This window comes from Bacteroides fluxus YIT 12057, from assembly GCF_000195635.1.
GTDB classification, from domain to species: Bacteria; Bacteroidota; Bacteroidia; order Bacteroidales; family Bacteroidaceae; genus Bacteroides; species Bacteroides fluxus.
Genome location: NZ_GL882691.1, coordinates 35760 through 49117, shown reverse-complemented (window position 1 = coordinate 49117; position 13358 = coordinate 35760). Strand labels below are relative to the sequence as shown.

At 44.4% G+C, this 13358-nt stretch carries 15 protein-coding genes and 6 tRNA genes (1 of these 21 only partly in view); 12 read left to right on the top strand and 9 right to left on the bottom strand.

Annotated elements, in window-relative coordinates; translation table 11 throughout:
• Positions 1-59: 59 nt before the first annotated feature.
• The 8 genes from HMPREF9446_RS15490 (at position 60) to HMPREF9446_RS15455 (ending at position 7329) form a co-directional block, all read left to right on the top strand.
• On the top strand, positions 60-368 hold the full coding sequence (locus HMPREF9446_RS15490) for a DUF3853 family protein (protein WP_007759946.1): 309 nt from the start codon (positions 60-62) through the stop codon (positions 366-368).
• An 11-nt stretch (positions 369-379) separates the two neighbouring features.
• Entirely contained in the window at positions 380-1450 is a 1071-nt protein-coding gene (locus HMPREF9446_RS15485) for an AAA family ATPase (protein WP_009126674.1), read from the top strand.
• A 205-nt stretch (positions 1451-1655) separates the two neighbouring features.
• Complete coding sequence (locus HMPREF9446_RS15480) at positions 1656-2624, top strand: toprim domain-containing protein (RefSeq protein ID WP_009126672.1); 969 nt, start codon at positions 1656-1658, stop codon at positions 2622-2624.
• Between the two features lie 183 nt (positions 2625-2807).
• Positions 2808-4154, top strand: a complete 1347-nt coding sequence (gene mobV, locus HMPREF9446_RS15475; protein WP_009126671.1) for a MobV family relaxase — start codon at positions 2808-2810, stop codon at positions 4152-4154.
• 121 nt (positions 4155-4275) lie between these two features.
• A complete protein-coding gene (locus HMPREF9446_RS19225; RefSeq protein ID WP_009126669.1) occupies positions 4276-4722 on the top strand; it encodes a hypothetical protein in 447 nt (148 codons plus the stop codon).
• 210 nt (positions 4723-4932) lie between these two features.
• Positions 4933-5370, top strand: a complete 438-nt coding sequence (locus HMPREF9446_RS18480) for a hypothetical protein (protein WP_009126668.1) — start codon at positions 4933-4935, stop codon at positions 5368-5370.
• Position 5371: 1 nt separating this feature from the next.
• A complete protein-coding gene (locus tag HMPREF9446_RS15460) occupies positions 5372-6439 on the top strand; it encodes an immunoglobulin-like domain-containing protein (protein ID WP_009126667.1) in 1068 nt (355 codons plus the stop codon).
• Positions 6436-7329 (top strand): energy transducer TonB, encoded by an 894-nt coding sequence (locus tag HMPREF9446_RS15455; RefSeq protein WP_009126666.1) that lies wholly within the window; start codon positions 6436-6438, stop codon positions 7327-7329. Before HMPREF9446_RS15460 ends, HMPREF9446_RS15455 begins: the two co-directional genes overlap by 4 nt.
• 97 nt (positions 7330-7426) lie before the next feature.
• On the opposite strand, the gene HMPREF9446_RS15450 is transcribed toward HMPREF9446_RS15455, so the two are convergent.
• Positions 7427-7500 (bottom strand) — tRNA-Asp (locus HMPREF9446_RS15450).
• Positions 7501-7666: 166 nt separating this feature from the next.
• On the opposite strand from HMPREF9446_RS15450, the gene HMPREF9446_RS15445 reads away from it, so the two are divergent.
• The gene (locus HMPREF9446_RS15445) at positions 7667-8983 is read left to right on the top strand and encodes an aminotransferase class I/II-fold pyridoxal phosphate-dependent enzyme (RefSeq protein ID WP_009126665.1); all 1317 of its coding nucleotides are present in this window, start codon (positions 7667-7669) and stop codon (positions 8981-8983) included.
• Positions 8984-9181: 198 nt separating this feature from the next.
• The gene (locus HMPREF9446_RS15440) at positions 9182-9775 is read left to right on the top strand and encodes a YqgE/AlgH family protein (protein ID WP_009126663.1); all 594 of its coding nucleotides are present in this window, start codon (positions 9182-9184) and stop codon (positions 9773-9775) included.
• On the opposite strand, the gene HMPREF9446_RS15435 is transcribed toward HMPREF9446_RS15440, so the two are convergent.
• Genes HMPREF9446_RS15435 through recR form a run of 3 tightly spaced genes read right to left on the bottom strand, consistent with a single transcriptional unit; the run spans position 9776 to position 11456 of the window.
• Positions 9776-10306 (bottom strand): GNAT family N-acetyltransferase, encoded by a 531-nt coding sequence (locus HMPREF9446_RS15435; RefSeq protein ID WP_009126662.1) that lies wholly within the window; start codon positions 10304-10306, stop codon positions 9776-9778.
• A gap of 35 nt (positions 10307-10341) precedes the next feature.
• Positions 10342-10788, bottom strand: a complete 447-nt coding sequence (locus HMPREF9446_RS15430; RefSeq protein ID WP_039969793.1) for a hypothetical protein — start codon at positions 10786-10788, stop codon at positions 10342-10344.
• 50 nt (positions 10789-10838) lie between these two features.
• Positions 10839-11456 carry a recombination mediator RecR gene (gene recR / locus HMPREF9446_RS15425; RefSeq protein ID WP_009126660.1) on the bottom strand — a complete coding sequence of 206 codons (618 nt, stop codon included), beginning with the start codon at positions 11454-11456 and terminating at the stop codon, positions 10839-10841.
• A 148-nt stretch (positions 11457-11604) separates the two neighbouring features.
• Here recR and yihA point away from each other — a divergent pair, with 148 nt between their 5' ends.
• Positions 11605-12210 (top strand): ribosome biogenesis GTP-binding protein YihA/YsxC, encoded by a 606-nt coding sequence (gene yihA / locus HMPREF9446_RS15420; protein WP_009126658.1) that lies wholly within the window; start codon positions 11605-11607, stop codon positions 12208-12210.
• Positions 12211-12223: 13 nt separating this feature from the next.
• Positions 12224-12817, top strand: coding sequence for a DUF4923 family protein (locus tag HMPREF9446_RS15415; protein ID WP_009126657.1), 594 nt, complete (start codon positions 12224-12226; stop codon positions 12815-12817).
• Positions 12818-12894: 77 nt separating this feature from the next.
• Here the strand turns inward: HMPREF9446_RS15415 and HMPREF9446_RS15410 are convergent.
• The 5 genes from HMPREF9446_RS15410 to HMPREF9446_RS18800 form a co-directional block, all read right to left on the bottom strand.
• Positions 12895-12967, bottom strand: a tRNA-Gly gene (locus HMPREF9446_RS15410).
• A 31-nt stretch (positions 12968-12998) separates the two neighbouring features.
• Positions 12999-13080, bottom strand: a tRNA-Leu gene (locus HMPREF9446_RS15405).
• A gap of 31 nt (positions 13081-13111) precedes the next feature.
• A tRNA-Gly gene (locus HMPREF9446_RS15400) sits at positions 13112-13184 on the bottom strand.
• A gap of 14 nt (positions 13185-13198) precedes the next feature.
• Positions 13199-13282 (bottom strand) — tRNA-Leu (locus tag HMPREF9446_RS15395).
• A 43-nt stretch (positions 13283-13325) separates the two neighbouring features.
• Positions 13326-13358 (bottom strand) — tRNA-OTHER (locus HMPREF9446_RS18800); it runs 82 nt beyond the window's last position.

Sequence of the window (13358 nt, the reverse complement as noted above, 5' to 3'; positions counted from 1 at the left end):
CGAACGAGGTAAAAAGCCCATGCGCAGGCTTGCAGTACAAACGTTAATTTCATTCTGATATGGAAATTAGAGACCTTTTATCAAAGCCCGTATGGCAGATGACGGGCGAAGAGTTCATATTCCTGAACCGCCATGCCTTGCAGGGAAGCGAAACGAAGCCAGCCCAGCCAGCAGCCGACAAGGACAAGAAATACGTGTACGGGATAGGCGGCATAGCCCGGCTGTTCGGGTGCAGCATACCCACTGCAAACCGCATCAAGAAAAGCGGGAGGATAGACAGAGCCATTACGCAGATAGGGCGCAAAATCATCGTCGATGCGGACATGGCACTGGAACTGGCAGGACGTAAAAGCGGGGGACGCAGATAGGGAGGTGCCATATGGAAAACAAGGAAAGAAACATCACGCCCGAAGAGGCGATAATCCTATGGCATGCCTCGCGGCTTGACCTTTCGGAAGACTATGAGCAGGCACCTGAAATCCTGAAAGTGCAGGGCTCCGTCATCGGCACGCTGGGAAACTTCAGCGCGTCAATCGGAAAAGCCAAAAGCAAGAAAACATTCAACGTCTCCGCAATCGTGGCGGCTGCGCTGAAAAACGGGACGGTACTGAACTATACGGCGGAACTGCCCGAAAACAAGCGGAAAATACTCTATGTGGACACCGAACAGAGCTCCTACCACTGTGCGAAAGTGGCAAGGCGCAGCCTGCGCATGGCGGGACTGCCGACAGGCAGCAACCATGAGAACCTCGAGTTCCTCGTCCTGCGGAAATACACGCCTGAAGAGCGCATAGCAATCGTGAAGGAGGCAATCTACCGGACTGAAAACGTCGGGCTGGTAATCATCGACGGAATACGGGACATGGTGTACGACATCAACAGCCCCGGCGAATCCACGAAGGTAATCTCCCTGCTGATGACATGGACGGGGGAAAGGAACATCCACATCCATACCATACTGCACCAGAACAAGGGGGACGAGAACGCAAGGGGGCACATCGGAACCGAGCTAAGCAACAAGGCGGAAACGGTGCTGCAAGTGGAGAAGGACAGCAAGAATCCCGACATAAGTACGGTCAAAACCGCACATATCAGGGCGGTGGACTTCGAACCGTTCGCATTCCGCATCAATGAGGAAGCATTGCCCGAACTGCTGGAAGACTACCAGTTCAAGGACAAGGATGAGACAAAAGGAAACAGGGAGAAGTTCGACCCGTACAAGGACATCACCGAGCGGCAGCACCGCATCGCACTGGAAGCGGCGTTCACCCTGAAAGACGAATACGGCTATCAGGAACTTGCGGAAGCCTTGCAGGAAGCATACGCCTCTGTCGGTGTCACGCTTGGAGACAACAAGGTGGTAAAACTCATCACCGTACTCAAAAGCAAGCGGATGATAGTGCAGGAGAACGGCAGGAAATACACTTTCAACCCCGACTTCCACTATTAGCGGCACAGACCGGAAACCACTTTACTTTAGTCAGGGTATATATATATGTCAGAGTAAAGTGAAGTGTTCCGGTTGCTGATAAAAGCACTTTACTTTATTCCCGTACCATATATATACGGAAGTAAAGTAAAGTGGATACAGCCCGTAATATACGGAAAGGTACGGGCGAAAAGAAAAAACAATATCCACTTAAACAGAAACCTACATGAATACGAATGAAGCGAAGCAGATACGCATAGAGGAATATCTGCACAGTTTGGGCTACAACCCGGTAAGACGGCAGGGAAACAGCCTATGGTACAAGTCACCGTTCAGGGACGAACAAGAACCGTCCTTCAAGGTGAACACCGAACGCAACCTATGGTATGATTTTGGCGCGGGCAAGGGTGGCAACATCATCGCACTGGCGCGGGAGCTCTACGCGTCCGACAGCCTGCCCTACCTTTTGGAACGGATAGCAGAACAGGCACCCGGCGTGCGCCCGGTCTCCTTTTCTTTTGGCAAGCAGGCACTCTCAAAACCGAGCTTCCAACAGTTGGAGGTGGTGCCGCTTTCTTCCCCCGCCCTATTGTCCTATCTGCGGCAGAGGGGAATAAATACGGAACTGGCAAAAAGAGAATGCAGGGAGGTGCGCTATCTGACCGACGGCAAACCCTACTTTGCCGTCGGCTTCCCCAACCGTTCGGGAGGCTACGAGATACGCAACAAGTTCTTCAAGGGGTGCATCGCACCGAAGGACATCACCCACATACGGCAGGAACAGCCGAAGGAGACCTGCTACCTCTTCGAGGGCTTCATGGACTACCTCTCCTTCCTTACCCTGCGGCTGGAAAGGTGTCCCGAACGCCCCGACCTTAACGGGCAGGACTACATCGTGCTGAACTCGACTTCCAACCTATCCAAAGCAATCCGACCTTTGGGCGATTACGGACGCATCCATTGTTTTCTTGACAACGACAAGGCGGGAATGGAAGCCGTTCAGGAACTGCGGGAGGAATACGGGCTGCGCATACGGGACGCATCGCACATATACGGAGGCTACAACGACCTGAACGACTTCCTGCGGGGTAAGCAAAGCGGACAATCCGAACATCAGCAGCAGAAACCGGAGCCGGAGAAAGGACAACGGCAGGAAGAGCAACCGAAAAAGAAAAACAAAGGTATCAGGATGTAACCGTACAGCCAACGGAAGGCTTTGAAAAAGCCATAGCTTATTAGGGCTTTTTCTTCACGCAATGCACGCATCGCTAAAAAAGCCCCAATGAGCAAAAGGGACGCTGCCCCTTTTGAAACCCCGGAGCCATGCGGCATGGGAGCAAGGCAGGGGAAGTATTAACCGAAAAAATGTATTACAGTTATGGGATATGCAGTTTTGCATTTGGAAAAGGCAAAGGGTGCGGACGGCGCAATGTCCACACACATAGAGCGCACCGTCCACCCGAAGAACGCGGACAGAATGCGCACGCACCTGAACCGGGAACTGGTGCAGTTTCCCGAAGGAGTGAAGAACCGCACGCAGGCGATAGCGCACCGGATAGAAACGGCAGGTATCAGACGCAAGGTGGGCACCAACCAGGTGAAGGCAATCCGGGTGCTGCTCACCGGAAGCAACAAGGACATGAAACAAATGGAAGCGGACGGACGACTTGACGGCTGGTGCAACGACAACCTGAAATGGCTGTGGGAAACATACGGGGAGCAGAACCTCGTATCGGCAGTCCTGCACATGGACGAGAAGACACCGCACATACACGCCACTATCGTACCGATAGTGACGGGAGAACGCAGGAAAGCCAAACAAGATGAGCAGAACGGGAAGAAAAAATACAGAAAGAAGAGCCCACAGGATGTACGGCTGTGTGCTGATGACGTCATGGCAAGGCACAAGCTGAAACACTATCAGGACACCTATGCACAAGCCATGAGCAAATATGGCTTGCAAAGAGGAATAGACGGTTCACTGGCAAAACACATCTCCACCATGCAATACTACAAGGAACTGGTAGAGCAACAGGACAGCCTGCAGGAGAACATAGAAACCCTGCTGGGGCTGGAAGAGGAAGCGCAGAAGAAACTGAAAAAGCTCAAGGGAGAAATCAACGTGCAGAAGATGAAGGGGGCGGCGGTGAACGCAACCACAGCCATAGCGGACGGGGTAAGTTCTCTTTTGGGCGGCAGCAAGGTCAAGAGGCTGGAAGCGGAGAATGAGGGCTTGAAGCAAGACATAGCCAATCTGCAAAGACAAGTACAAGCCGAACAGAGGGAGCAAACAAAAATGGAGAACCGCCACAACAGCGAAATAATCAGGATAGAGCGAAGTTACCAGCAGAAAATTGCAGGGTACGACAATAGGCTGAAACAGATAGACACCTATTTCCCTATCGTAACGGAACTGCTGCCCATAGCCGAACAATGCCGGGAAGTGGGGTTCACCGAGGAACTGACAAGGCGAATCGTCAGCCTGCAGCCCGTAGGGTTCAAAGGCAGGCTCTATTCGAAGGAGCACAACGAGAAGTTCAGGACGGAGCACTCAACAGCAACCGTAGAGAGGAACCCGCAGGAGAAAGGAAAGTTCCGGCTGTGTATTGACGGTATGCCGATACTCGAATGGTTTAAAATGAAATTTCAGGAACTCAAAGAAAAGCTGGGTGTAAGCCACACCCAAAAAGAGGAGAATACACCGAAAAGAGGGTTAAGAATGTAATTCTTTGGCAGAATAGAATGGAAACAAGTATATAGCATTAAAGAGTTAAATATTTCTCTTTATTTGCTATATACCATTACTTTACATAATTTTATGGCAGTTAAACAAATTCTAATTAGTCATGAATCCTAAATTAATTCTGCTTGCACTGATTTGGTTAGGCATATGTAGCTGTAATAGTAGCCAAGTTTTAACGGAACGGTCTTCCATTAAAACAGTAAAGGAGTACATTGAAAGTAACGAGTTTATTGATATAATACCAAATGAATACTACTCATTACGTGAGAAAGGCAAAATGTCCGAAGAAGAAATTAAGGCTGCTGATTATCAAATGAAAGCTGCTGCATATCGTTTTTATAAACATTGTACAATGGATGATAAAGGCTTTATTACTTGTAATGCTACTTGTGGTAAAGAGTTGAATATTTCGGAAGAAGTTTTTGAATTTAGATTGAAAGATATGAAAGGTTGGAACGATATGATAGAGAAAAATATTCGTGAAGGTGCAAAGTATAAGGTTATTCGTCTTGATGAGAGGTATTTTAATGGTTTGTTAAACTATAAATAAAGAAACTCAAAGAAAAAAAACGAGTGTGAATGACACCTTCAAAAGAGGAGAATAAGTCCCAAAGGTATTGAGAATGTAATTCTTTCTTTAAAAGAAAATGAAAACGAATCGCTAATATATAATAGCTTTAAAGAGTTAAATATTTCTCTTTATTCGCTAATACCATTGCTTTATATAATTTTATGGCAGTTAAACAAATTCTAATTAACCATGAAACTTAAATCAATTCTGCTTTCACTGATTTGGTTGGGAATATGTAGCTGTAATAGTAGCCAAGTTGTAACAAATCAGTCTTCCATTAAAACAGTAAAAGAGTATGTTGAAAGCAACGAGTTTATTGATGTTATTCCTGAAGAAATGACACAAGCAACCTTTTATTCTAAACAAGATGAAAAAGCGCATCTTTACAAAATGATGGCTGTGATGTATCGTTTTTACAAACATTGTTCCATGGACGAAGCTGGTATTATAACTTGTAATATTTCAAGTGGAAAGGAAATAAATGTGTCAGAAGAAGCCTTTGATATGAGAGTAAAAGAAATGAACTCTTGGAATAATCGAATTAGAGAAAAGGTACGGAATGGCGTAAAATATAAAGTCGTTCGTATTGACGACAAATATTTCGAAAACCTTTTAAATTTCAGGTGATATGAAAATAAAGATATTAACCTGTGTTTTATTTTGTTCTTTTACAGGATGTGTAAACAAAGCACAAAAGTCAAATATTGAATGTGTTTCGGATTCTGTAACAAATACAGAATTGAAAGAGGATGTATCTACTTTTGCAAAAAACACTTCTGATAAAGGAACTGTTGACCAAACTGTCGGATGGCAAATCATTGAATCATTAAGCAAAGTGTATGGAGATATGCCAAATATTATAGGAAATTTTATCGGTAGTTCTCGTTGTCCTTCTTTTTTGGAAGGTATGTTCTTTGATGGTTCTACACTGGTATTCCAAGTGAAAGGCGATACCGTACAAGCGAGACAGATATTGGAGGTAGCGGCAAAAAGCAAGGCTTTCCGACTTGAACAGATAACCGAAAACAATTACTCACAAAAACAACTCAAAAGTATTTTAGATGAGTTAAATCATCGATATGAAGTTCTAACAGACGAGAATCTGAAAGAGAATATGGTTGGCTGGGGTATGAGACTGCAATACGTTAATGTCCGCTTCATCCTAAATACTCCTGAAGCCAGGCAAGCTTTTCGGAAAAAACTCATGGACTCTCCCGCCATTCGCTTTGAAGGACCGGAACAACCAATAATAAACGAGCGCATTGGCATAACTGACACACTCGGAGTTTCCCTACATCCGGAATATTCCGTTTACTCCACCAATTCATCTACAGCTTCTTTCATTCTGTTGAACCAAGGAGATGAAGAAATAATGTGTGGCGAGCACTATTTTATTACTTATGAAGACAAAAATGGCACTTGGCGTGAACTGCCCATCAATGATGCAGCTGTAGATATAGGTTACACGGTATTTCCTGGTGAGCACCGTTTATTTACAGCAAATCTTTATCCCAATATTCATCCTAACAAATCGGGACGTTATCGTTTCTTCTATGAAGTAATGTTCTATGCCGGCACAATATCACGCCGTGATGTTCTAATGATGACCGAATTTCGTCTAACCGACAACCAACAAGAAGCGAAAAAAGCAGTTAGATATACGATTCCAACCGTTCTTAAACTTGACAATCAATGAAATATTTATTACTTCTATTATTAATATTAATTTCTTTTACCGTTTTAAAAGGGCAAGAGAATAAAATAGATAGCGCTTCTTATTATAAAAATCAAGAAGCCTATTTAGACAGCCTATGGCGTAAAGAGAACATTTGGAACCTCGGTATAGCTAAAATAACGGGAGAGCCTATTAAAGATTTATCAATCATAGAAGCTCCCAAATGGGCAAAATGGAATTATGATTTGGAAGGATACTTTGTTTCTCAAATGAAATACCCTGCACATTTATTGAGCAAGAACCAAGCCGGATATTCTGTAGCCATGTTCTCTCTTGACACATTAGGTTTGCCGCGCGCAATTAATATTTTAGCGACAGTCCATAAAGACTTTGACAAGGAAGTTATTAGGCTTATCCGAGAACTTCCCCACTGTTTACCATGCCGGGATAAAAACGGCAAGCGAATAGAATGTCTTTATACGGTGTATGTCCCATTCTTGCCACAGCGGTATAGAGATAGAGTAATGACTGACAGCATAGCGGAAGAAAAGTTAAAGCATTGTTTCGTGGAATGGGAAGAACAAGCGAGTTTTCAAGACGGAAAACTATGGTCGGCTCAAAATTATATTTACCAAAATCTTACGTATGATGCCAGTTTATTAGGTAAACAGCAAAAAGCCAAAGGAGTGTACAAATTACATATTGATTCATACGGAGAAATAAAAGAAGCAAAAACTATAAAAGGATGTGGAGTACAAGAGTTGGATGAAGAAGTGATACGAATAATCAGGAATATGCCAAGATGGATACCAACAATACATCATCGTGAAAAAGGCGAATATAAAGATACTATTTGGACTATTCCGATAATATTCGAAAATTGCAATTCCTCTCGCAGTGTGACAGAGTAAGTAAGGTATCTTAAATAAAACAAAATACCCAATTTTACATTATCGGGTGTAAAACTGGGTGCTAAATTTGTAAATTGTTGATTATCAATATTTATTGCGGTGCGTACGGGACTCGAACCCGTGACCCCATGCGTGACAGGCATGTATTCTAACCAACTGAACTAACGCACCATTATTTCATTTTATCATTGCTATCTCTCTCGATTGCGGTTGCAAAGGTAGGCATTTTTTTTATATCTGCAACAGTTAAGAAGAAAAAAAATCATCTTTTTTTTAACATAGGTTGATTATAAGAGATTTATATTACCTTTGCATAAGAATTTTAAAAGCAAGAAACATGAAAAATACCCCAATTGAACGTAAATTAATCGATGAAACCATTGAAAAATTCAATATAGCAGACTTTTCCAAAGCTACTATCCGCGAAGTTAAAGCCATTGCAGCCAATGCAGAAGCAGCCTCAGGTGTAGAATTTATCAAAATGGAAATGGGCGTACCCGGACTTCCACCTTCTGCAGTAGGTGTGGAAGCAGAGGTCAAAGCTCTGCAGAACGGTATTGCCAGCCTCTACCCCGACATCAATGGATTGCCTGCATTAAAAGAAGAAGCCTCCCGTTTTATCAAAGCTTTTATCAATGTGGAAATTGCTCCCGAAGGTTGCGTACCCGTTACTGGATCCATGCAAGGCACCTTCGCTTCTTTCCTTACTTGCAGCCAATGCGACGGGGAAAAAGATACAATTCTCTTTATTGATCCCGGTTTTCCTGTGCAAAAGCAACAGTTGGCAGTTATGGGACAGAAGTATGAAACATTTGATGTTTATGATTACCGCGGTGAGAAATTGAAGGAAAAGTTGGAAAGCTATCTCAAAAAAGGAAATATCTCGGCCATTGTTTACTCAAATCCCAATAATCCCAGCTGGATTTGCCTGAAAGAGGAAGAACTGCGCATTATCGGCGAACTCGCCACTCAATATGACGTTATCGTATTGGAAGATCTTGCTTATTTCGCCATGGACTTCCGTCAAGATTTGAGTAAACCGTTCGAAGCACCTTACCAACCTTCCGTGGCACACTATACAGACCTCTATGTACTACTTATTTCCGGTTCCAAAGCTTTCAGCTATGCCGGACAGCGCATTGGCGTGAGTTGCATCTCCGACAAGCTTTACCACCGTGCCTACCCGGGACTGACAAAACGGTATGGAGGCGGTACATTCGGAACCGTATTCATTCACCGCATACTTTATGCACTTTCTTCCGGTACAAGCCACTCTGCGCAATATGCACTTGCCGCCATGCTGAAAGCTGCCAATGAAGGAAAATATAATTTTCTTGACGAAGTGAAAGTCTATGGTGAACGTGCCCGCCGCCTGAAAGAAATCTTCCTGCGTCATGGTTTCCATCTGGTATATGATAACGATCTGGGCGAACCTGTGGCAGACGGTTTCTATTTTACCATCGGCTATCCGGGCATGACGAGTGGAGAGCTTGCCAAAGAATTGATGTATTATGGGGTAAGCGCCATTTCATTGGTAACCACCGGCAGCCATCAGGAAGGTTTGCGTGCCTGCACCTCCTTCATCCAAGACCATCAATATGCGCAACTGGACGAGCGCATGGCCGTTTTTGCAGAAAATCATCCCACAAAATAAAAGAGACAGAATCTCACTTGCCCATACCGGTATCCCGCCACAATTGGGATACCGGTATTTTTATTGAGGTCGTCACAGCCCATAGCCGTAAGCTGCAGATTCAGGTCCTATCTCCCCCAATAGTTAAGAAAGAGCCTTTTTAGGTGAAAAACAAGAGATATAATTTGTCTTTCACTAAATCTTTTGTATATTAGTGGCATGTATAGCAATACGGACATATTCAAAATAGAAACTAATCATATAGTTCCTGCTCAAGGGAAAATCTTAATTTCCGAGCCGTTTCTGTGTGATCACATATTTGGACGTTCCGTAATCCTGCTTGTAGATCATACCAAAGAAGGAACAATGGGATTAGTGCTGAACAAGCCCCTACCCTTATTCTTGAATGATATATTACAGGATTTCAACTACCAAGAGAACATACCTATATATAAAGGCGGGCCGCTAAGTACAGACACCTTATTTTACCTGCACACGCTGGAGGGTATAACCGACTCTCTCCCCATCTCCAACGGGCTCTATCTGAATGGTGATTTCAACGCTATAAAAGAGTACATATTACAGGGAAATCCCATAAAAGGTAAAATACGCTTCTTCCTAGGCTATTCCGGTTGGGAATATGAACAACTACACCGAGAACTTGAAGAAAACACTTGGCTGGTAAGCACAGAAAGCAAGGATACCATTATGAATGAAAATGCCGGTACAGAACTTTGGAAGAATTCACTCGGAAGATTGGGAAGCAAATACGAACTGTGGTCACGCTTCCCCCAAATACCGGCATTGAACTGATTATTCGCGAAGCCGCTGCAGTAAGACCACATCCTTGAACTTTCCACCTACACACCACCACTCTTTCAGCAGACCACACTCGCTGAAGCCACAGGATTTGAACAGTTGCACACTCACTTCATTGTCTGTGGCAACATGTGCAGTAAGCTGCCGCAAAAAAAGAAAGCCGAATGCGTAGTCACACAAAAGTTTCAATGCCTCCTTGGCATAACCATTACCCTGGTATTCCTTCCGGACTGCGATACCTACTTCTCCCCGTGAATGCAAAGGAGCAAAATCCGTTATATCTATCGTCCCTACTACAGCAGCATCTTCCCGGCGCTCAATCATCATACGGAGCTGGCGGTCAGCAAACATGTCACACTGCGAATTCTCTATATATTGTCTGAGCACAAATTTAGAATAAGGCACATTGAAATTGGTTACGTCCCAAGTCCGGGGATCGTTCTCCATGGCATACATTATCTCAAGATCTTCCGGCTCCATTGCACGGAGGTGCAGACACTCACCCATAAAATATGGTGTATTCATATTTACAATCAGTTCAGTACAAGTATTTTTTATTCTTATTTATTGATATGCAGCTCCTTACGCAAACGTTCCTCACTAGGAAAACAGAACAGGGAGGCTGTCAGGGCAATCAATGCGCAGAGCACTCCCTTATTGCTCAACATCATATAATAGGTAAAGAAGCCTGCCAACACCGGCACAGCCAGCAATGCCAACCGTACACCACTCCAAAAGGCATAAAGTCTGAGAGCCTGTGAAATGCTCACAACGTCTATTTTTTTTGTAAGGACCCATGAAAAGAGTTTCAAGGAAACGGGCACACAAGAGGCCGTCAACAGAATAGTCAGCGTTTCGGCAAAATAAGTAGCACGTACATCATCAGCATAGACACCCACCCATGCACCTCCGGTCTCCCCCAATATGACAAGAAGAATAGGTAACACCCAGAAATAGGCGAAAGAAGTCCGCGTCCGCTTTGCGGCTTGTTTTATTTGTTGTTCCATCTTATTTAAATGAGATTTGTCCAATTGATATTTGAGGCTACCGCCTCTCACTACGTCACTCCCGTAAAAGGAGTACGGTTAACAATACTTCGTCCGAGGGTAATTTCATCGGCATATTCCAATTCATCGCCGACAGAAATGCCACGGGCTATAACAGAAAGCTTCACACCCAACTTTTCCAGTTTCCGATAAATATAGAAGTTAGTGGTATCTCCTTCCATAGTAGTGCTCAAAGCAAGTATCACCTCTTTTATATCTCCGGAAGAAACCCGCTGCACAAGACTTTCTATCTGCAAATCGCCGGGGCCTATCCCATCCATCGGAGATATAACGCCTCCCAACACATGGTATAACCCACGAAACTGCTGGGTGGCCTCCACGGCCATGACATCACGTATATTCTCTACCACACAGACCACGGAAGAATCACGTTGCGGATTGGAACAGATGCGGCATGTCTCCGTATCCGAGATGTTATGGCATACTTTACAGTACTTCACCTCATGCTTCAATGTAACGATGGCATTACCGAAAGCCTCTACCACCGCCGTATCTTGACGCAACAGATGAAGTACCAGCCTCATGGCAGTCTTACGTCCTATACCGGGCAATTTGGCAAACTCACTCACCGCCTTCTCCAATAATATCGAGGGATATTGTCCATTCATATCTAAAAACTTCCTATTGGTGGACAAAGATAAACAGAATTCCGCATTATGGATGAAGTTTTTGAAATAAGTATTACCTTTGCGCAGGCAATAAAATGCTATTTGCTTTATTTACAACGTAAAACAAACTATTTAATTGACATAACAGATGGAAATATCAAACGCTGAATTCGTCATCAGCAACACAGACGTAGAGAAATGTCCCGCAGGTACGTTTCCAGAATATGCCTTCATCGGACGCTCAAACGTAGGAAAATCCAGCCTCATCAATATGCTGACAGGGCGTAAAGGACTCGCCATGACTTCTTCCACACCGGGAAAGACCATGCTCATCAACCATTTCCTTATCAACAAGAACTGGTATCTTGTCGATCTGCCCGGCTATGGATATGCCAAACGAGGACAAAAAGGCCAGGAACAGATTCAACGCATCATTGAGAGCTACATACTCCGGCGCAAACAAATGACCAATCTCTTTGTTCTGATTGACAGCCGCCTGGACCCACAGGCTATTGACCTTGACTTTATAGAGTGGCTGGGCGAAAACGGCATTCCTTTTTCCATAGTATTCACCAAAGCCGACAAGTTGAAAGGCGGCAGACTGAATACCCATATCAACCTGTACCTCAAGAAGCTGCATGAACAATGGGAGGAGCTCCCCCCCTACTTCGTCACCTCTTCCGAAAACCGTATGGGACGTAAGGAGTTATTAGACTATATTGAAAAAATAAATAAAGAACTGAACAGTAAGTAAAACCAATTAAACAATGAAGAGATTTATTTTCTGGCAGTTGTTCGTCGCTGCCGTGTTTATGACCACCAATAGTCAGGCACAATCCCTTAAAGATTTGTTCAACAAAGGGAACATTGAGAAAGCCGTCAATGCCGTAACGGGAAAAAACACCGCCGATATGACAGGCACATGGTCCTTTACAGGTTCCGCCATTGAGTTTGAATCAGACAACCTTCTACAGAAAGCAGGAGGCGCCGTCGCCGCCACCACCGCAGAGAAGAAACTGGACGAACAACTGGCAAAAGTGGGAATCAGAGCCGGACAGATGACGTTTACTTTCAATGCCGACAGCACTTTCTGTGCAAAGCTGGGACAAAAAAACATGAAAGGAAGCTATTCCTACAACGCATCTACCCATAAGGTGAACCTGAAATTCGCAAAGCTGATAGGGATGAACGCCAAAATGAACTGTACTTCCGACAATATGGATTTATTATTCGAATCGGACAAGCTATTGAAACTGATAACTTTTCTTTCCAGCAAAAGCAGCAATGCTACCTTAAAGTCCATAGGCTCGCTGGCCGACAGCTACGACGGCATGATGCTTGGATTTTCCTTACGGAAATAATAACCGACGAAACACAAAAAGCCCCGCAGGTGATTCACCTGCGGGGCTTTTTGCCTCAAATAAAAAATAAGAGAAAGAGCGGAAAACGAGACTCGAACTCGCGACCCTAACCTTGGCAAGGTTATGCTCTACCAACTGAGCTATTTCCGCAAATGATGGCACTCTTTTTACAAAGAGAAAGTGCCCAGAACAGGACTCGAACCTGCATGCCTCTCGACACACGCACCTGAAACGTGCGCGTCTACCAATTCCGCCACCTGGGCATTACTGCCATCGTATTATAGATTCCAAAAGAGCGGAAAACGAGACTCGAACTCGCGACCCTAACCTTGGCAAGGTTATGCTCTACCAACTGAGCTATTTCCGCATTCTATCATTATGTGAAGAGAAGGAGACTCGAACTCCCACGACATAATTGTCACTACCCCCTCAAAGTAGCGCGTCTACCAATTCCGCCACCTCTCCATCATATATACTCAAAAAATCAAAGAACCGACTGTTTTACCTGTGCCCAGAACAGGACTCGAACCTGCATGCCTCT

Excerpts from the sequence above, each read along its gene's own strand:
- HMPREF9446_RS18480 (WP_009126668.1), top strand. The coding sequence starts at position 4,933 with ATGAAACTTAAATCAATTCTGCTTTCACTGATTTGGTTGGGAATATGT.
- HMPREF9446_RS15485 (WP_009126674.1), top strand. The coding sequence starts at position 380 with ATGGAAAACAAGGAAAGAAACATCACGCCCGAAGAGGCGATAATCCTA.
- HMPREF9446_RS19225 (WP_009126669.1), top strand. The coding sequence starts at position 4,276 with ATGAATCCTAAATTAATTCTGCTTGCACTGATTTGGTTAGGCATATGT.
- HMPREF9446_RS15455 (WP_009126666.1), top strand. The coding sequence starts at position 6,436 with ATGAAATATTTATTACTTCTATTATTAATATTAATTTCTTTTACCGTT.
- HMPREF9446_RS15415 (WP_009126657.1), top strand. The coding sequence starts at position 12,224 with ATGAAGAGATTTATTTTCTGGCAGTTGTTCGTCGCTGCCGTGTTTATG.
- recR (WP_009126660.1), bottom strand. The coding sequence starts at position 11,456 with ATGAATGGACAATATCCCTCGATATTATTGGAGAAGGCGGTGAGTGAG.
- HMPREF9446_RS15480 (WP_009126672.1), top strand. The coding sequence starts at position 1,656 with ATGAATACGAATGAAGCGAAGCAGATACGCATAGAGGAATATCTGCAC.
- HMPREF9446_RS15430 (WP_039969793.1), bottom strand. The coding sequence starts at position 10,788 with ATGGAACAACAAATAAAACAAGCCGCAAAGCGGACGCGGACTTCTTTC.
- HMPREF9446_RS15490 (WP_007759946.1), top strand. The coding sequence starts at position 60 with ATGGAAATTAGAGACCTTTTATCAAAGCCCGTATGGCAGATGACGGGC.
- HMPREF9446_RS15445 (WP_009126665.1), top strand. The coding sequence starts at position 7,667 with ATGAAAAATACCCCAATTGAACGTAAATTAATCGATGAAACCATTGAA.
- HMPREF9446_RS15460 (WP_009126667.1), top strand. The coding sequence starts at position 5,372 with ATGAAAATAAAGATATTAACCTGTGTTTTATTTTGTTCTTTTACAGGA.
- HMPREF9446_RS15435 (WP_009126662.1), bottom strand. The coding sequence starts at position 10,306 with ATGAATACACCATATTTTATGGGTGAGTGTCTGCACCTCCGTGCAATG.
- HMPREF9446_RS15440 (WP_009126663.1), top strand. The coding sequence starts at position 9,182 with ATGTATAGCAATACGGACATATTCAAAATAGAAACTAATCATATAGTT.
- mobV (WP_009126671.1), top strand. The coding sequence starts at position 2,808 with ATGGGATATGCAGTTTTGCATTTGGAAAAGGCAAAGGGTGCGGACGGC.
- yihA (WP_009126658.1), top strand. The coding sequence starts at position 11,605 with ATGGAAATATCAAACGCTGAATTCGTCATCAGCAACACAGACGTAGAG.